The 17,816-nt window shown below is 56.0% G+C and carries 22 protein-coding genes; 5 read left to right on the top strand and 17 right to left on the bottom strand.

Features of this window, described 5'->3' with window-relative positions; genetic code table 11:
• Nucleotides 1-2: 2 nt before the first annotated feature.
• Nucleotides 3-638: a phosphatidylglycerophosphatase C gene (gene yfhb / locus CWM53_RS11135; RefSeq protein WP_074387842.1), complete on the bottom strand. Its 636-nt coding sequence runs from the start codon at nt 636-638 to the stop codon at nt 3-5.
• A 212-nt stretch (nt 639-850) separates the two neighbouring features.
• On the opposite strand from yfhb, the gene CWM53_RS11130 reads away from it, so the two are divergent.
• On the top strand, nt 851-1,699 hold the full coding sequence (locus tag CWM53_RS11130) for a MurR/RpiR family transcriptional regulator (protein ID WP_004144349.1): 849 nt from the start codon (nt 851-853) through the stop codon (nt 1,697-1,699).
• A 53-nt stretch (nt 1,700-1,752) separates the two neighbouring features.
• On the opposite strand, the gene nadS is transcribed toward CWM53_RS11130, so the two are convergent.
• Together nadS and CWM53_RS11120 are read right to left on the bottom strand one after the other, a co-directional pair.
• Nucleotides 1,753-2,049, bottom strand: a complete 297-nt coding sequence (nadS, locus tag CWM53_RS11125; RefSeq protein ID WP_074387841.1) for a NadS family protein — start codon at nt 2,047-2,049, stop codon at nt 1,753-1,755.
• Between the two features lie 64 nt (nt 2,050-2,113).
• Nucleotides 2,114-2,437 carry a type II toxin-antitoxin system RelE/ParE family toxin gene (locus CWM53_RS11120; protein WP_074387840.1) on the bottom strand — a complete coding sequence of 108 codons (324 nt, stop codon included), beginning with the start codon at nt 2,435-2,437 and terminating at the stop codon, nt 2,114-2,116.
• 203 nt (nt 2,438-2,640) lie between these two features.
• On the opposite strand from CWM53_RS11120, the gene CWM53_RS11115 reads away from it, so the two are divergent.
• Complete coding sequence (locus CWM53_RS11115; protein WP_004144350.1) at nt 2,641-2,901, top strand: YfhL family 4Fe-4S dicluster ferredoxin; 261 nt, start codon at nt 2,641-2,643, stop codon at nt 2,899-2,901.
• Between the two features lie 12 nt (nt 2,902-2,913).
• On the opposite strand, the gene acpS is transcribed toward CWM53_RS11115, so the two are convergent.
• The 12 genes from acpS to rseD all read right to left on the bottom strand — a co-directional run bounded on the left by acpS (nt 2,914) and on the right by rseD (nt 12,373).
• On the bottom strand, nt 2,914-3,294 hold the full coding sequence (acpS, locus tag CWM53_RS11110; protein WP_008803771.1) for a holo-ACP synthase: 381 nt from the start codon (nt 3,292-3,294) through the stop codon (nt 2,914-2,916).
• Nucleotides 3,294-4,025, bottom strand: a complete 732-nt coding sequence (pdxJ, locus tag CWM53_RS11105; RefSeq protein WP_100730311.1) for a pyridoxine 5'-phosphate synthase — start codon at nt 4,023-4,025, stop codon at nt 3,294-3,296. The genes acpS and pdxJ overlap by 1 nt, the downstream gene beginning before the upstream one ends.
• An 11-nt stretch (nt 4,026-4,036) precedes the next feature.
• A complete protein-coding gene (gene recO, locus CWM53_RS11100) occupies nt 4,037-4,774 on the bottom strand; it encodes a DNA repair protein RecO (protein ID WP_074387838.1) in 738 nt (245 codons plus the stop codon).
• An 11-nt stretch (nt 4,775-4,785) separates the two neighbouring features.
• Nucleotides 4,786-5,691, bottom strand: coding sequence for a GTPase Era (gene era / locus CWM53_RS11095; RefSeq protein ID WP_008803768.1), 906 nt, complete (start codon nt 5,689-5,691; stop codon nt 4,786-4,788).
• Nucleotides 5,688-6,368 carry a ribonuclease III gene (gene rnc, locus CWM53_RS11090; protein WP_002914065.1) on the bottom strand — a complete coding sequence of 227 codons (681 nt, stop codon included), beginning with the start codon at nt 6,366-6,368 and terminating at the stop codon, nt 5,688-5,690. The genes era and rnc overlap by 4 nt, the downstream gene beginning before the upstream one ends.
• Nucleotides 6,369-6,617: 249 nt before the next feature.
• Nucleotides 6,618-7,592, bottom strand: a complete 975-nt coding sequence (lepB, locus tag CWM53_RS11080) for a signal peptidase I (protein WP_100631870.1) — start codon at nt 7,590-7,592, stop codon at nt 6,618-6,620.
• A 13-nt stretch (nt 7,593-7,605) separates the two neighbouring features.
• Entirely contained in the window at nt 7,606-9,405 is a 1,800-nt protein-coding gene (gene lepA, locus CWM53_RS11075) for a translation elongation factor 4 (protein WP_074387835.1), read from the bottom strand.
• Between the two features lie 185 nt (nt 9,406-9,590).
• The gene (rseC, locus tag CWM53_RS11070; RefSeq protein WP_061153642.1) at nt 9,591-10,070 is read right to left on the bottom strand and encodes a SoxR-reducing system protein RseC; all 480 of its coding nucleotides are present in this window, start codon (nt 10,068-10,070) and stop codon (nt 9,591-9,593) included.
• Nucleotides 10,067-11,023 (bottom strand): sigma-E factor regulatory protein RseB, encoded by a 957-nt coding sequence (gene rseB, locus CWM53_RS11065; RefSeq protein WP_100676036.1) that lies wholly within the window; start codon nt 11,021-11,023, stop codon nt 10,067-10,069. Before rseB ends, rseC begins: the two co-directional genes overlap by 4 nt.
• Complete coding sequence (gene rseA / locus CWM53_RS11060; RefSeq protein WP_008803762.1) at nt 11,023-11,673, bottom strand: anti-sigma-E factor RseA; 651 nt, start codon at nt 11,671-11,673, stop codon at nt 11,023-11,025. Before rseA ends, rseB begins: the two co-directional genes overlap by 1 nt.
• A 32-nt stretch (nt 11,674-11,705) precedes the next feature.
• Entirely contained in the window at nt 11,706-12,281 is a 576-nt protein-coding gene (rpoE, locus tag CWM53_RS11055) for an RNA polymerase sigma factor RpoE (RefSeq protein WP_002914074.1), read from the bottom strand.
• Nucleotides 12,278-12,373, bottom strand: a complete 96-nt coding sequence (gene rseD, locus CWM53_RS32365; RefSeq protein WP_121980491.1) for a rpoE leader peptide RseD — start codon at nt 12,371-12,373, stop codon at nt 12,278-12,280. The genes rpoE and rseD overlap by 4 nt, the downstream gene beginning before the upstream one ends.
• 327 nt (nt 12,374-12,700) lie before the next feature.
• Here rseD and nadB point away from each other — a divergent pair, with 327 nt between their 5' ends.
• A complete protein-coding gene (nadB, locus tag CWM53_RS11050; protein ID WP_061153640.1) occupies nt 12,701-14,320 on the top strand; it encodes an L-aspartate oxidase in 1,620 nt (539 codons plus the stop codon).
• Here the strand turns inward: nadB and trmN are convergent.
• Nucleotides 14,305-15,042 carry a tRNA(1)(Val) (adenine(37)-N(6))-methyltransferase TrmN gene (gene trmN / locus CWM53_RS11045; protein WP_074387834.1) on the bottom strand — a complete coding sequence of 246 codons (738 nt, stop codon included), beginning with the start codon at nt 15,040-15,042 and terminating at the stop codon, nt 14,305-14,307. The genes nadB and trmN overlap by 16 nt on opposite strands.
• 131 nt (nt 15,043-15,173) lie before the next feature.
• Between trmN and srmB the strand changes: the two genes are divergently transcribed.
• Nucleotides 15,174-16,505, top strand: coding sequence for an ATP-dependent RNA helicase SrmB (gene srmB, locus CWM53_RS11040; RefSeq protein ID WP_074387833.1), 1,332 nt, complete (start codon nt 15,174-15,176; stop codon nt 16,503-16,505).
• A 45-nt stretch (nt 16,506-16,550) separates the two neighbouring features.
• On the opposite strand, the gene grcA is transcribed toward srmB, so the two are convergent.
• A complete protein-coding gene (gene grcA / locus CWM53_RS11035; RefSeq protein WP_002914084.1) occupies nt 16,551-16,934 on the bottom strand; it encodes an autonomous glycyl radical cofactor GrcA in 384 nt (127 codons plus the stop codon).
• Nucleotides 16,935-17,245: 311 nt separating this feature from the next.
• On the opposite strand from grcA, the gene ung reads away from it, so the two are divergent.
• The coding region (gene ung / locus CWM53_RS11030) for a uracil-DNA glycosylase (RefSeq protein WP_227521707.1) at nt 17,246-17,816 on the top strand (571 nt) is incomplete at its 3' end.

The raw sequence follows: 17,816 nt of genomic DNA, 5'->3' as shown, positions 1-17,816 counted from the left end.
TATTACTCCAGCTGCTGGAGCTCTCCCTGAGGCGTTACCCGCCAGCGATGCTGGCAAAAGCCGAGCAACGGGTTGTCCTGCTCACTGTCGCTATAGCCGCTGTACAGCCGCAGCGGCGCGCCAATCTTTTTCTCCAGTTGCACCACTTTTTCATGCCCCAGGCAGCGCAGGGTCAATACCCAGCCGCCCCTGCGGCGCGCGGTGCGACTGGCAATCAGATTGACCCGTGGCAGCCAGAGGGTATCGCGATAGACCTGCTCCACCAGCGACTGCGGCGAGCCGGTGATCAACCAGACGTCGGCATCGGTGCTGGTCAGGTACGCCGTGAGCCGCGCATGAACCACCGGAAACGCCGTCACATGATGGCGAAACCAGCCGACAAATTCCGCTTCCAGTCGCTTCAGTACCGCCTCACGACGGCCAAAGGTTGATGCCCACAACAGGAGACTCATCGGCCAGCGCGCCGCCCGCCCACAAACCGCCAGACCGACAAGGATCACTGGCACCATCGGCACCACCAGCAGCAGGTTTAGCGGCAGATTACGCAGCAGGTAGCGCAGGAAACTGCCGAACATATCCTGCTGATGCAAGGTTCCATCCAGATCGAAAAACACCACTTTCCGTTCATTGTGCTGCAAACTGCCTCCTTATGTCAGGACTCGCTTCTCGTTAGGTTAAGCTTAACAGCCTTACGCCGCGAAGAGGGAAAACATCCCCTGCCGTTAAGGAAGAATTAAAGTAGCAGGCTAAGGAAAAATTGTGGCTCAAGAATTTTTAATTCGTGGTATACCCCTTATAATCGAATAAAAATTCTGTCAGTCACGAGCCGGACGGCTCCAGCGGAGCTCCAATGAACTGTTTAACGCGTATTCGTCAGCGCTATCCCACCCTGGCGGCGAGCGACAAAAAGTTGGCCGATTATATTCTGAGCCAGCCCGATGAGACCCGGCACCTCAGCTCGCAGCAGCTGGCAGCGGAAGCCGGTGTGAGTCAGTCCAGCGTGGTTAAATTTGCCCAGAAGCTGGGATTCAAAGGCTTTCCGGCGCTGAAGCTGGCCCTCAGTGAGGCGCTGGCGAGCAGCCCGGATCCGCACTCCGTCCCGGTGCATAACCACATTCGCGGTGACGACCCGCTGCGACTGGTTGGCGAGAAACTGATTAAAGACAATGTCGCCGCCATGCATGCTTCACTGGACGTCAACACCGAAGAGACGCTACGGGAAGCGGTCACGCTCCTGCGAAACGCCCGGCGGGTGATCGTCACCGGCATCGGCGCATCCGGTCTGGTGGCGCGTAACTTTAGCTGGAAGCTGATGAAGATCGGCATCAACGCTGTTTCTGAGCAGGATATGCACGCCCTGCTGGCGACAGTGCAGGCCATGTCCAGCGACGATCTGCTGCTGGCGATCTCTTACTCCGGCGAGCGCCGGGAGATCAATATGGCGGCAGGCGAAGCGCTGCGCGTGGGCTGCAAGATCCTGGCGATCACCGGCTTTAGCCCTAACGCCCTGCAGCAGCAGGCAACCCACTGCCTGTATACCATTGCCGAAGAACAGGCGACGCGCAGCGCGGCCATCTCCTCCACCAGCGCGCAAATGATGCTCACCGACCTGCTATTTATGGGGCTGGTGCAGCAGGATCTGGAGCGGGCGCCGGAGCGCATTCGCCATAGCGAAGCGCTGGTGAAAAAGCTGGTCTGAGCAGAAAATGGGCGTCAGAAAATACTGCCACGCCCATTATGAGTATCAAAAATCTAAATTGCTTTAAGGTAATTGATAATAAAAGGATTGAGCTGTAATAAAAGCAGCAATTTTCTCGGGGCGCCGGTTGGCTCGCGCCGTTTAGTTTCCCAGCTTTTAACTAAGTCATAGCTAACGCCTACGGCGAGAGCAAAATCCTGCTGTTTTAAGCCGGTAGCCTCGCGAATCGCTTTCACATCAATCGGGCTAAAAGTGTGAACATACTGCGGCTCTGGCGTTTGCTCACCTTTTTCAATTCTTACCATTTCTTCTGCACTGGCCAGCAGATCGGCAAATAACTCGTCTTTCATCTGTACCTCATCGCCCTCGTGGACACCACAACTGGCACCGTTGCCTTGTGGGAGTGACAGAACCTCAGCGGGATACCAGCATAGCGGATAACTGCTTCAGCATCTTCTTTTGTTCTTCCGTTAAATCATCCAGCTCATTTTTGGGATAGACCAATGCCAGATAAATTCGCCCTTTACGCGTCACATTGTAATAAATAATTCTCACCCCGCCACGCTTGCCCATCCCCGGTCGGTTCCAGCGAATTTTTCGAAATCCCCCAGTCCCTACGATGGTATCGCCAGCCTCAGGATCCTCAATCAACATCTCCTGAAAAACGCGAAACTCGTCATCCGGTAGAAGCGCCTGACGCCGTTTACTGAAACCCTGCAGCTCAATAAAAGTGTACATACCGCATCCTGCGTATGATGATTATAAAATCATCATAAGTGTACCGAGTACAACAATCAAGCTGATAAATGTACCCGGTACATCTTTAGTCCAGCGGGATTGTTGAGTATGAGCCATAGCGAAGCGCTGGTGAAAAAGCTGGTCTGAGCAGAAAATGGGCGTATAATGCCCGCCCTGTTTGTGTTGTTTCTGAGACTTTCCTGATGGCGCTGTTAATTACCAAAAAATGCATCAACTGCGATATGTGCGAACCGGAGTGCCCGAATGAGGCCATTTCGATGGGTGATAGCATTTATGAAATTAACAGCGACCGCTGCACCGAGTGCGTGGGTCATTACGACACGCCAACCTGCCAGAAAGTGTGCCCGATCCCGAATACGATCCTGAAAGATCCGGCACACGTCGAGAGTGAAGAACAGCTGTGGGATAAATTCGTGCTAATGCACCACGCGGATAAAATTTAACCGCCATCCTGGCTAGCTTTCGACAATCACCGTGGCGCAGGCGTAGTGGCGTTCATCGGCGAGGGTGACATGAATAGCCCTTACCCCCATTCGTTCCGCCAAAAGCTTTGCTTCGCCCCATAGTCGCAGCTTCGGCTTGCCCAGCTCGTCGTTGTATACCTCGAACTGATTAAACGCCAGTCCGTTACGGATCCCGGTTCCCAGCGCTTTCGCCGCCGCTTCCTTGACCGCAAAGCGTTTCGCCAGGAAACGCACCGGCTGCTGGTGCTGCTCCCAGATGCTCCATTCATGGTCGCTCAGCACCCGGCGGGCAAGGCGATCGCCGCTGCGGGCGATCACCGCTTCGATGCGGGCGATCTCGACGATGTCGGTACCCAGCCCGAGAATGGCCATTAGCCGCGCGCTTCCAGCATCAGACGCTTCATTTCCGCGACCGCCTCTTTCAGGCCACTCATCACTGCGCGACCGATAATCGCATGGCCGATATTCAGCTCATGCATTTCCGGCAGCGCAGCAATCGCTTTCACGTTGTGATAGGTCAGACCGTGGCCGGCATTCACCTTCAGGCCAAGGCTGGCGGCATAGGTGGCCGCTTTGGCAATACGTTCCAGCTCCTTCACCTGCTCGGCGTCGGTTTTGGCATCGGCATAGCAGCCGGTGTGAATTTCGATATAGGGCGCGCCAACATCCGCCGCCGCTTTGATCTGCTCGTTATCCGCATCGATAAACAGAGAGACCAGGATACCGGCATCCGCCAGGCGTTGGCAGGCATCGCGCATCTTGTCGCGCTGCCCGGCCACGTCCAGTCCGCCTTCGGTGGTGACTTCCTGACGTTTCTCCGGCACCAGGCAGCAGAAGTGCGGTTTGGTTTCGCAGGCGATCGTCAGCATCTCTTCGGTGACCGCCATTTCAAGATTCATCCGGGTGTGCAGCGTCTGGCGCAGGATACGCACATCGCGATCGGTAATATGGCGGCGGTCTTCACGCAGATGCACGGTGATGCCGTCGGCGCCGGCCTGCTCGGCAATGAAAGCTGCCTGAACCGGATCCGGATAGGCGGTGCCGCGCGCGTTACGCAAGGTCGCGATATGGTCAATATTGACCCCTAACAGTAATTCAGCCATGACAATCCTCGTTAATCATTATTCGTATTAGCCGCCCGCACCTTTCGCGCGGGCATAAACTGGCGAAACAATTCCCGGCTCTTGAGCGGTTTGCCGCCGAGATAGGGCTTCAGGGCGATACGGGTAAAGCGCTTCGCGGCGCGCAGCGTATCAACATCCGGAAACTCGCGACTCGCCAACGCTTTCAAATGGTGCCCGGTAAACGTGTTGTTATCAATCACCAGGCTGGCAATAAAGCCCTTTTCTTCGCGATAGCGGTAGGTCATGGCGTCGTCCACCGGCTCACCACTGCCCGCGCAGTGAAGAAAATCCACGCCATAGCCCAGGTGCCCGAGCAGCGCCAGCTCAAAACGCCGCAGCGCGGGCTCCGGCGAGCCGCTGGTTCCGGCAAGCGCCTGAATGCAGTGCAGATAGTCAAAAAAGAGTTCGGAGAAGCGAGTTTCGTGCTCCAGCACGCGGGAGATAAGCTCGTTAACGTAGAGGCCGCTGTAAAGGGTGATACCACTGAGCGGCAGCGCCAGCGAGACGGCTTCCGCGCTGCGCAGGGTTTTGACCTCGCCGCGGCCGCCGAAGCGAACCAGTAAGGGGGTAAAGGGCTGTAAAGCGCCTTTGAGATTAGAGCGTTTGGAGCGTGCGCCTTTGGCCACCAGGCGCACACGACCCGATTCTTCCGTGAAGACGTCCAGCATCAGGCTGGTTTCGCTCCACGGTCGGCTATGCAGGACAAAGGCGCGCTGCCATCCATCCACGTTGCGTTAACTCAGAGGTCGTCAACGTAACCGAGACTGCGCAGGGCGCGCTCGTCATCGGCCCAGCCGGATTTCACTTTGACCCACAGCTCGAGGTGTACCGGTGCTTCAAACATGTCCTGCATGTCCTTACGCGCTTCGATACCGATGGTTTTAATTTTGGCACCTTTGTTGCCAATCACCATCTTCTTCTGCCCTTCGCGCTCGACGAGGATCAGGCCGTTGATATCGTAGCCGCCGCGCTCGTTGGTCACGAAACGTTCGATTTCCACGGTCACGGAGTACGGCAGTTCAGCGCCAAGGAAACGCATCAGTTTTTCACGGATGATTTCAGAGGCCATAAAGCGCTGTGAACGGTCAGTAATATAATCTTCCGGGAAGTGATGGATCGCTTCCGGCAGATGCTTACGCACGATCGCCGCGATGGTATCGACATTGGTGCCGGTTTCCGCAGAGATCGGCACAATGTCGAGGAAGTTCATCTGGCTGGCGAGGAACTGCAGGTGCGGCAATAGCTCCGCTTTGTCCTGCACGTTATCCACCTTATTGACCGCGAGGATCACTGGCGCTTTCGCGTCACGCAGCTTGTTGAGCACCATCTCGTCGTCTTGCGTCCAGCGAGTGCCTTCCACCACGAAAATGACCAGTTCAACATCGCCAATTGAGCTGCTGGCCGCTTTGTTCATTAAGCGGTTAATGGCACGCTTCTCTTCCATATGCAGGCCCGGGGTATCGACGTAAATCGCCTGATACGGCCCTTCGGTATGGATACCGACGATGCGGTGACGCGTCGTTTGCGCTTTTCGGGAAGTGATCGAAATCTTCTGCCCAAGCAGCTTATTCAACAGCGTGGATTTGCCAACGTTTGGACGACCAACGATGGCGACAAATCCGCAATAACTTTTTTCTTCGCTCATTCCAGCTCCAGTTTTTTCAGCGCCTGTTCGGCGGCAGCCTGCTCCGCCTTGCGACGGCTGGAACCTGTGCCAACCACCGGTTCACTCAGGCCACTGACCTGGCAGTGGATAGTAAATTCCTGATCGTGCGCTTCGCCGCGTACCTGGACCACCAGGTAGGACGGCAGCGGCAGATGACGTCCCTGCAGATACTCCTGCAGACGCGTCTTCGGATCCTTTTGCTTATCGCCCGGACTGATTTCGTCCAGACGGGTCTGGTACCAGGAGAGGATTAAGCGTTCAACGTTCTGAATATCGCTGTCGAGGAAAACCCCGCCAATTAACGCTTCAACGGTGTCCGCGAGAATGGATTCGCGACGGAAACCGCCGCTTTTCAGTTCGCCCGGCCCGAGGCGCAGACACTCGCCCAGTTCAAACTCGCGGGCGATTTCCGCCAGCGTGTTGCCACGCACCAGCGTCGCGCGCATACGGCTCATATCGCCTTCGTCCACACGAGGAAAACGATGATAGAGCGCATTCGCGATCACAAAACTTAAAATGGAGTCACCTAAAAACTCCAGGCGCTCATTATGTTTGCTGCTGGCACTGCGGTGAGTTAATGCCTGTTGCAACAGCTCCTGATGATGAAAAGTGTAGCCCAGCTTTCGTTGAAGCCGATTAATTACGATGGGGTTCATGCGTTACCAATAAATGAATGCGTCAAAGATGCAGCACACGAAACCGACCTGAGCATACGCTTCATACAGCAAGTTGAAACAGTCCAATACGCTTTCGTGTGCAGTGTCACTCGGTTGAGCGACAACCAAAAACTTCGGGGGGATATTCTATACGCAACGACACGGGATGTCGTTAGTTTGAAGGGATTTAAATATTAAATAATTCACGCCGCTGCGGTTATCGCAGCGGCGTGAATTCAACAGAGGAAATTAATGAATTCCACCAATGCGCGATAACCGCACGCCGGTCGGCCATTCACCTTCCTGCTTTTCAAAACTCATCCAGATAGCGGTCGCTTTTCCGACCAGGTTGGCTTCCGGCACAAAGCCCCAGTAGCGGCTGTCGGCGCTGTTATCCCGGTTGTCACCCATCATAAAATACTGACCGGGCGGTACAATCCAGGTGGCCAGCGGCAGGCCGGACTGGTGGTAGTACATCCCAACCTGATCCTGGGCAATCGGCACCATCAGAATACGGTGCGTGACGTCGCCCAGCGTCTCCTGACGCTCGGTCAGACGAATGCCGTCAGCTTTGGTTTCGCCCTTCGGCAACTGCCAGAAACCGCTGGACGCTTCGCCGCCGTTGCTGCGGGAGAAGGTCTGAACGAAATCGCTCGGCTCAACATTGGAATAAGTCACCGGCAGCGCGTTGCCGCAGGCCTGTCCGGAGCTGCAGCCCGGCTGGATAGTGACCTGCTTGGCAACCGGATCGTAGGTGACCTTATCACCCGGTAACCCTACCGCGCGCTTGATGTAGTCAAGACGCGGATCTTCCGGATATTTAAACACCACGATGTCGCCGCGCTTCGGATGACCCGTTTCGATCAGCGTTTTCTGATAGATCGGATCTTTAATGCCGTAAGCGAATTTCTCCACCAGGATGAAATCGCCAATCAGCAGGGTCGGCATCATCGAACCCGACGGGATCTGGAAAGGTTCATAGATAAACGAACGTACAATCAGCACAATCGCCAGCACCGGGAAGACCGAGGCGCCAGTTTCCAGCCAGCCCGGTTTCGGGCCAACTTTCTTCAGCGTTTTCTTGTCCAGCTGCTCGCCGGTCGCTGCCTGAGCAGCGGCCTGACGCTCACGACGTTTTGGTGCGAATATGAACTTATCCAGACACCACAACAGCCCTGTCAAAAGGGTCGCAATGACCAAAATCAGGGCAAACATGTTCGCCATGCCAACTCCTTAATTATTTGCCGTCTTTACCAACGTGCAGAATGGCGAGGAACGCTTCCTGCGGCAGTTCAACGTTACCGACCTGCTTCATACGCTTCTTACCTTCTTTCTGCTTCTGCAGCAGCTTTTTCTTACGGCTGACGTCGCCGCCGTAGCATTTCGCCAGGACGTTTTTACGCAGCTGTTTCACAGTAGAGCGCGCGATGATGTGGTTGCCGATAGCCGCCTGAATGGCGATATCGAACTGCTGACGCGGGATCAGCTCTTTCATCTTCTCGACCAGTTCGCGACCACGATAAGGGGCGTTGTCGTTGTGGGTGATCAGCGCCAGCGCATCGACACGCTCGCCGTTGATCAGCACGTCAACGCGCACCATGTTCGAGGCCTGGAAGCGTTTGAAGTTATAATCCAGCGACGCATAGCCACGGGAGGTAGACTTCAGACGGTCGAAGAAGTCGAGAACCACTTCCGCCATCGGGATTTCATAGGTCAGCGCCACCTGTTTACCGTGGTAAACCATGTTGGTCTGCACGCCACGCTTCTCGATACACAGGGTGATCACGTTGCCGAGGAACTCCTGCGGCAGCAGCATGTGACACTCGGCGATCGGCTCACGCAGCTCCTGAATATTATTCAGCGGCGGCAGCTTGGACGGGCTATCGACGTAGATAACTTCTTTGGAGGTCGTTTCCACTTCATAGACTACCGTCGGCGCCGTGGTAATCAGGTCCAGATCGTACTCACGCTCCAGACGCTCCTGAATGATTTCCATGTGCAGCAGACCAAGGAAGCCGCAGCGGAAGCCGAAGCCCAGCGCCGTTGAGCTTTCTGGCTCATAGAACAAGGAAGCATCGTTCAGACTCAGTTTACCCAGCGCATCGCGGAAGTTTTCATAGTCATCAGAGCTCACCGGGAACAGACCGGCATAGACCTGCGGCTTCACTTTTTTGAAGCCCGGCAGCGCTTTATCCGCTGGATTACGCGCCGCGGTCAGGGTATCGCCCACCGGCGCGCCGAGGATGTCTTTGATCGCGCAGACAAGCCAGCCTACCTCGCCGCATTTCAGCTCGGTACGGTCGACCTGTTTCGGGGTGAAGATGCCCAGACGGTCGGCGTTATAGACCTGGCCGGTGCTCATCACCTTAATTTTATCGCCCTTGCGCATGGTGCCGTTTTTAATACGCACCAGCGACACGACGCCTAAGTAGTTATCGAACCAGGAGTCGATGATCAGCGCCTGCAGCGGCGCGTCCGGATCGCCTTCCGGCGGCGGAATGTCGCGCACCAGACGTTCCAGCACATCCGGCACGCCAACACCGGTTTTCGCTGAACAGCGAACCGCGTCGTGGGCGTCGATACCGACGATGTCTTCAATCTCGTCCGCTACGCGCTCAGGGTCGGCCGCAGGCAGGTCGATCTTGTTGAGCACCGGAACGACTTCGAGGTCCATCTCCATGGCGGTGTAGCAGTTGGCCAGGGTCTGGGCTTCTACGCCCTGCCCGGCATCCACCACCAGCAGCGCGCCTTCGCACGCGGCGAGGGAACGAGAAACTTCATATGAGAAGTCCACATGGCCTGGGGTGTCGATAAAGTTCAGCTGATAGGTCTCACCGTCGTTGGCCTTGTAGTCCAGAGTGACGCTCTGCGCCTTGATGGTGATCCCGCGCTCGCGCTCAAGATCCATGGAGTCCAGAACCTGGGCTTCCATTTCACGATCAGAAAGGCCACCGCAAATCTGGATGATACGGTCAGACAGCGTCGACTTACCGTGGTCGATGTGAGCGATGATCGAAAAGTTACGTATATTCTTCATATTTAGAGTTAATTATGCCTTACGAGTATCATGAGGCCGCTGTACTGTGCCTGACGTTTTTTAATCCGAAAACGCCGCATTCTACACTACATCCGCGAAACCAGGAAATGCTGTTAGATCCAGCATAACGGCAGAAATTGTGGCGTTGTAACAGGAAGAGTAAATAAAGGTGAAGGACAGTGAAATCACTGCCCCATTTCAGAGGAAGGCGTATCAACACGCAGTAGATCAGGCGGCAAACCGACGCTTAAAATCACCGGCTGCCATGACTGGCGAGCAGCCAGCTGCGGCGACAGACCGCGCGCCACCAGGAAGCCGCCGACGCCGCCCAACAACGCACCGCAAAGTGACGCGATATCGCTGGCAAACAGCACCTGGAAAATGGACGCCATCATAAACAGCCCCACCAGCGGCGCCATATAGACGAGCAGCGCTGAGCCCAGCAAGCTGCTTTCGGCGATCCCCAACTCCACTTTTTGCCCCGCTGCCAACGGCTGCTCGCAGGGCACGCTAATGGTATGGCTGGTCTGCGGTCCCAGCTTGTTTAACACCCTGCTACCACAGCCGGCACGGGAAGCGCAGCTGCTGCAGGAGGCTTTAACGTCGCAGTGCACCTGCGCCACGCCGTTATGCCAGGAAACCACGGTGGCCCACTCTTTAATCATTGTACTGCCTTGAATTTAATACTGTCAGCGATACGCTTCGCCGTCTGCGGCGGCAGTTCGCCCACCACGGTGATCTCCGCGTTATCGCGTACCGTCGTGCTGACGGTACGTCGGCCGGTGCGCAACAGCTGGTCGCTGCTGGCCGCCGTGGCGCGGTTGATATTGATCGAGAAGCTGAACAAGCCGTCGGAATAGAGACGTGATTCGACTGGACCGTCAAAAGTGGGCAGACGGCGCTGACTGCTGGAAACTTCAGCCATCCCCTGGGGAAGCCATGTTGGCGCCCAGTTGAAGTTGGCTTTGTCGCCCCCTTCAGGGACGGACAGCTGCGGCGGTAGATTCGCTTTTGCCAGCGTCTCCATGCTGGCGCTGACGTTATCGCCAACGTTGAAGGAGACAACCCGGAACTGCTCGAGCGTTTCGCCGTCGCGGTCGAGCAAATCGACACGCAGCGGCAGTTTGGTCTCGGCATCCAGCCAGGCGATAAAGCTATAGCGCGTACCGTCGCGAGCTACGACGCGGATCACGTCACAGAGGCGGTCAGCGATACGGGTACGACCAACGGAAATAAAATCATACGCCGCGGAGAGGCGTTTGAAATCGCTGTAGACTAACGACGGCAGCGAATCGACGATATAGTCGCCGTTCAGGGTAAACGGATCGAGACCGGGTTCAAAATAGCTGATTTCCGTGCCGCGCAGGACCACTTCCCGGCGCGGACCGTCCAGCTGCAGCAGCTGCGCCAGCGGTTGATTGTTCAGTCGCGCATGACGATAGCGCAGCGACTCAACGCCTTGTTTATTGATGCTGACGAAAGACAGCTCATAATTGAGGGACTGGCTGGCCAGGTTCATCTGCTGCAACAACGCCCCGGACGATGTATCAGCCGAGGCGTTGACAGAGAACAACAGGCTGCCTGCCATGAGCGACATGGCACACCAAAGTTGCTTCATTACTGCGATTGCGTTCCTAAAGTTTGATAACCCGGCACCTGGACTGCTGCCTGCTGAGTCTGGGCCTGGCCAAACTGCAGCTGCTCAGCGTGCAGGCGGCGCTGCAGTTCATAGTCCTGCAACATGGCGTTAATCCGGCGGCGCTGTTCCTGGACCTGCGCCTGCTGGCCGCTACCTGCTGATGCGTCAGCCGGTACGCCAAGGCTTACCGGGCTCGCTTTACCCATCATCGGCAGGGTATTGAACACTGGCGCCTCTGGCTGCTGAGTCGCATCAGACTGCCCATTATAGTGCTGGACGCCGACGATAACCGCAAGCGATACGCAGGCGGCAACGCCCATTTGGGTGAGTGAGCTGGCCCATGGACGCACTTTGTTCCAGAACGGCATCTGCCGCCACTGGTGCGGTGCGGGCTGAGATTCAGGAATAAGCGGCGCCGTCTGACGAACGGGCTCGTTTTCAATGGCGGCCATCACCCGGGCGGAGATATCGAATTGCAGCACCTCTGCGGTATCGCCACGCAGCGTATCGCGAATGAGGTGATAACTCTCCCAGGTTTTTTGCATCTCAGAGGAACGGCTCAACTCGTTGAGCAGTTCTTTATCCAGCGTTTCACCATCCATTAAAGCCGAAAGTTGTTCTTTCTGCATGCCTGATACCCTTTTCCAGTATTCCGCTATCGTCAACGCCTGATAAGCGGTTGAACTTTATTATCAATAGCTTCTCGCGCCCGGAAGATACGCGAACGCACCGTCCCAACCGGACAATCCATGATAGCGGCTATCTCTTCATAGCTCAGGCCATCCAGCTCCCGTAACGTAATTGCCATGCGTAAATCTTCCGGGAGCGATTCAATGGTACGAAAAACTATTTGTCTCAGTTCTTCTGACAACATTAAGTTCTCAGGGTTCGAAATTTCTTTCAACGCCCCGCCGCTTTCGAAGTTTTCCGCCTCGTTGGCGTCAACATCGCTGGACGGCGGACGGCGTCCCTGAGCAACCAGATAATTCTTCGCCGTGTTGACGGCGATACGGTATAACCAGGTGTAAAAAGCGCTATCTCCCCGGAAAGAGTCCAGCGCACGCCATGCCTTAACGAACGATTCCTGAACAACATCAGCGATATCGCCCGGCGGTACATAGCGGGAAACCAGACTCGCGACCTTATGCTGATAGCGCACCACCAGCAAATTAAACGCTTTCTGATCTCCTTTCTGGACCCGTTCAACAAGGACCTGATCCGTTAACTGCTCGCTCATCCGAGGTAATGTCTCCCCAAACCCAATTCCCATGCGTCTTCAAAACACCACCCAAAATCTGCATTATGAGCAAGCTGACTGTTGGAGTGCATGAAAACAATAAAGTTCCGTTACGCTTTTGTTTTTTGTCTGGCAACGGCGGCAGATCGTTATCAATCATTATATGCCCAGGTTGCTAAACAACAGGTTAGTCAATAAGAAAAAGCGCAGGCCCGACTGAAGGGTATCGTAACACAGTGTTTATTTCACTATAAAATCCAATGCTAACAACCTGCTCCACTTCTCTTTTTTACCGCACAACGCCCCTTTTCCCGGCCCCTTCTGTTTAGCCGTCACAACACCAGGCAAAAAAAATGTACGATTCCTCACGCGCTGGTGCTATTGTGAGCTAAATGTGTTTAGTAAATTAAACAAAGACGATGAATACCACTCCTGACTTCTCTTGTGATGTGTTGATTATCGGCAGCGGCGCTGCCGGTCTCTCTCTCGCGCTGCGCCTGGCGGAGCACAGTTCGGTGACGGTGCTGAGTAAAGGACCGATCAGCGAAGGTTCTACGTTCTATGCGCAGGGCGGAATTGCCGCCGTCTTTGATGAGACGGACAGTATTGAATCCCATGTTGAAGATACGCTGATCGCCGGCGCGGGACTCTGCGATCGCCATGCGGTCACCTTCGTCGCCAGCAACGCCAGACCATGCGTACAATGGCTTATCGATCAGGGCGTGCTGTTTGACACCCAGGTTCAGGCCAATGGCGAAGAGAGCTACCATCTTACTCGCGAAGGAGGTCACAGCCATCGACGCATTCTTCACGCCGCCGATGCTACCGGCAAAGCGGTAGAGACGACGCTGGTCGATAAAGCCCTTGCCCATCCAAATATCCGCATCATTGAGCGCAGCAATGCCGTCGATTTGATCGTATCGGATAAGATTGGCCTGTCGGGCACGCGCCGGGTGGTCGGGGCCTGGATCTGGAACCGCAATAAAGAGCGGGTGGAAACCTGCAGCGCGAAGGCGGTAGTGCTTGCGACCGGCGGGGCTGCCAAGGTTTATCAATATACCACTAACCCCGACGTCTCTTCCGGAGACGGCATTGCGATGGCCTGGCGGGCGGGCTGCCGGGTAGCGAATCTCGAATTCAACCAGTTCCACCCCACCGCGCTGTATCATCCACAGGCGCGCAATTTCCTGCTTACTGAAGCGCTGCGCGGCGAAGGCGCCCACCTTAAACGCCCGGACGGCACCCGCTTTATGCCGGACTTTGACGAGCGCGGCGAGCTGGCCCCGCGCGATATCGTCGCCCGCGCCATCGACCATGAAATGAAGCGCCTGGGCGTTGACTGTATGTTCCTTGATATCAGCCATAAACCCGAGGCGTTTGTTCGCCAGCACTTCCCAATGATTTACGAAAAGCTGCTCGGTCTGGGAATTGATTTAACCAAAGATCCGGTGCCGGTCGTCCCCGCCGCGCATTACACCTGCGGCGGCGTGATGGTGGATGATAATGGCCGTACTGACGTCGATGGCTTATACGCCATCGGCGAAGTCAGCTATACCGGGCTGCACGGCGCCAACCGCATGGCCTCGAACTCGCTGCTGGAGTGTCTGGTCTACGGCTGGTCCGCCGCGGAGGATATCGCCCGGCGCCTGCCGCTGGCCCAGAAGGTCACCACCCTGCCGGCGTGGGATGAAAGTCAGGTGGAGATCCCGGATGAACTGGTGGTTATCCAGCATAACTGGCACGAGCTGCGCCTGCTGATGTGGGATTATGTCGGCATTGTGCGCACGACGCGCAGACTGGAGCGCGCCCTGCGGCGCATTACCATGCTCCAGCAGGAGCTGGATGAGTATTACGCCCGCTTCCGCGTCTCGAATAATCTGCTGGAGCTGCGCAATCTGGTGCAGGTGGCGGAGCTTATCGTACGCTGCGCGATGTTACGTAAGGAGAGCCGCGGGCTGCACTATACCCTCGACTATCCGCAGCCGCTGCCGAACAGCGGCCCGTCGATACTGTCGCCCCTGGCTCACATAAAGAGATAAAAATCCCCGGTCAGAGCAGTAAACCCTTCAGAGTACTGCTGCTCTGGCCCGCGGATCGCCAGTCTGTCGCAGAAACACTCTCCTGCCGTCGGGGAGAACGCCAGCAGCACCCGGTGCGGCGGCCGCAGTTCGGTCTCCGCCACGTCAGTGCGCAGTCGCAAATGCCACCCCATCGCCGTTGCCCGCTCGATAAACGCATTACCGATATCCACCGGCAGCACCACGCAAAAAAAACCTTCTTCGGTGATATGCTCTGCGGCACAGGTCAGCAGGGAGGCGTGATCGAGCGTCGTGGTATACCGCGCCTGCTCCCGCTGCGAGGTAGCGCATGGCACCCCTTCGGCAAAAAAAGGCGGGTTACTGATTATCAGTTCATAGCGCCGGGTCTGCGACGGCTGCCACTGATGAATATCGGCCTGGCAGACTTCTATGCGCGAAGACCATGGCGACGCGATGGCATTTTCCCGCGCCTGAGCGGCTGCCTCCTCGTCCAGTTCGACCGCATCGACATGCACTTCATGGCCGGTACGCTGGGCGAGCATTAGCGCCAGCAGGCCGCTGCCCGCGCCAATATCCAGCACATGCTTCACCCCGGCAATCGGCGCCCAGGCACCAAGCAAAATGCCATCAGTGCCCACCTTCATCGCGCAACGATCGTGGGCGACAAAGAACTGTTTGAAGGTAAAACCATTGCGCGGCAGCGCAAACTTCGACTGAGACATCCTCAATAACCTTGCCGACAAAAACTCCTGAACGTAAGGCTATGCACAATACCGGAGAACAGATAGCCTTACAAACAGATGAACATTACGTCAGTAACGTCTATAATCGGCGGCCCACTCAGAGGTAGAACATGACTGTAACGACTTTTTCCGAACTTGAACTCGACGAAAACCTGCTGGAGGCCCTCCAGGATAAAGGTTTCACTCGCCCGACAGCCATTCAGGCCGCCGCTATTCCGCCTGCGCTCGATGGCCGTGACATTCTCGGTTCAGCGCCGACCGGCACCGGTAAAACGGCGGCGTATCTGCTGCCAGCGTTGCAGCACCTGCTCGATTTCCCGCGTAAGAAATCCGGCCCGCCGCGTATTCTTATCCTGACGCCGACCCGCGAGCTGGCGATGCAGGTGGCTGACCACGCCCGCGAGCTGGCGAAGCATACCCATCTGGACATCGCCACCATTACCGGCGGCGTAGCGTACATGAACCACGCGGAAGTGTTCAGCGAAAACCAGGATATCGTGGTCGCTACCACCGGTCGCCTGCTGCAATATATTAAAGAAGAGAACTTTGACTGCCGCGCCGTCGAGACCCTGATCCTCGATGAAGCTGACCGCATGCTGGACATGGGCTTTGCCCAGGATATCGAAACCATCGCCGGTGAAACCCGCTGGCGCAAGCAGACCATGCTGTTCTCCGCGACGCTGGAAGGCGATGCGATCAAAGATTTTGCCGAACGTCTGCTGGAAGAGCCGGTTGAAGTCTCCGCCACCCCATCGACCCGCGAACGTAAAAAAATACATCAGTGGTACTATCGCGCCGACGATATCGAGCATAAAACCGCGCTGCTGATTAATTTGCTGAAGCAGCCGGAAGCAACCCGCTCCATCGTCTTTGTTCGTAAGCGCGAGCGCGTTCACGAACTGGCCGCTAAGCTGCACGAAGCAGGGATCACCACCTGCTGGCTGGAAGGCGAGATGGTGCAGATTAAGCGCAACGAAGCGATTAAACGCCTGACCGATGGTCGCGTGAACGTGCTGATCGCCACCGACGTCGCCGCGCGCGGTATTGATATCCCGGATGTCAGCCACGTGTTTAACTTCGACATGCCGCGCACCGCTGATATCTATTTGCACCGTATCGGTCGTACCGGCCGCGCCGGTAAAAAAGGCATCGCTATTTCGCTGGTTGAAGCGCATGACCACCTGCTGCTGGGCAAAATCGGCCGCTATGTTGAAGAACCGCTGAAGGCCCGCGTGATTGATGAACTGCGACCAAAAACCCGCGCGCCGAGCGAGAAGTTAACCGGTAAACCGTCGAAGAAAGTGTTGGCGAAGCGCGCCGAGAAAAAAGAGAAAGAAAAAGAGAAACCGCGGGTGAAGAAACGCCACCGCGATACGAAAAATATTGGTAAGCGCCGTAAACCAAGCGCTACCGGGACGCCATCAACGTCCAACGAAGAGTAAAAAAAACGCCGGGATATCCCGGCGTTTTCACATCTGGCTTCAGCCTTACAGGCTTTCGGTAAAGGTACGGGCGATGACGTCGCGCTGCTGTTCCGGGGTCAGAGAGTTGAAGCGTACCGCGTAGCCGGAAACACGGATAGTCAGCTGCGGGTATTTTTCCGGATGCTCAACCGCGTCCAGCAGGGTTTCGCGACGCAGCACGTTAACGTTCAGGTGCTGGCCGCCTTCCACGCGAACTTCTGGTTTCACGTCCACCGGGATTTCACGGTATTCGATTTCACCCAGTTTGCTCACTGCAACCACGTCATCTTCCGCAAAACCACCTTTGGCACACAGGCAGCGCGCTTCGCCTTTTTCGCTATCCAGCAGCCAGAAAGAGTTCAGCAGGTCGTCGTTTGCCGCTTTAGTAATTTGGATACCAGTAATCATTTGATGCCTCCCAGGCAGTGTTTATTCGATTTTGGCCTCTTCGCGGCCAATTGGTAAAACCATTGTTGTATGAGTGTATATATATCAGCCGCACCCGCGGCATTCCTTGATATAAATCAATAAAAACCACTCGTGCAAAGTGGGTATAGGGGGATTTTATTGTTTTACATCAAGTTACGCCATGGGGTGTCATAAATAATTTTGTAAATTTTCAATTTTTTTTGCATAAAAGCCATCATCAAGCCGTGCCGATTTTGTTCTGTAGAAAGAAGCCGTTAAGCTATAGCGATGACCCTTTGCAGGAGAGCAAGATGAGCACCCCTTTAACCTGGCATGACGTGCTGGCGGATGAAAAGCAACAACCCTATTTTCTCAATACTCTGAAGACCGTCGCCGAAGAGCGCCAGTCCGGGATCACCATCTACCCACCGCAAAAAGACGTCTTCAATGCGTTTCGCTTTACCGAACTGGGCGACGTCAAAGTCGTCATTCTCGGCCAGGATCCCTATCACGGCCCGGGTCAGGCGCACGGTCTGGCGTTCTCGGTTCGCCCGGGCGTCGCGATCCCGCCATCGCTCTTGAACATGTACAAAGAGCTGGAGGCCACGATCCCCGGCTTTACCCGCCCCACTCACGGTTACCTCGAAAGCTGGGCGCGCCAGGGCGTGCTTCTGCTTAATACGGTTCTGACCGTCCGCGCCGGACAGGCGCACTCGCACGCCAGCCTCGGCTGGGAGACCTTTACCGATAAGGTTATCGCGTTAATCAATGAGCATTGCGAGGGGGTGGTATTCCTGCTGTGGGGTTCTCACGCGCAGAAGAAAGGCGCGATTATCGATCGTCAGCGCCACTGCGTGCTAAAGGCGCCGCACCCGTCGCCGC

This window comes from Klebsiella sp. A-Nf5 (assembly GCF_002810545.1).
Classification (GTDB): domain Bacteria; phylum Pseudomonadota; class Gammaproteobacteria; order Enterobacterales; family Enterobacteriaceae; genus Klebsiella; species Klebsiella variicola.
The sequence above is the reverse complement of the archived record's forward strand: the minus strand, read 5'-3'. Positions and strand labels throughout refer to the sequence as shown.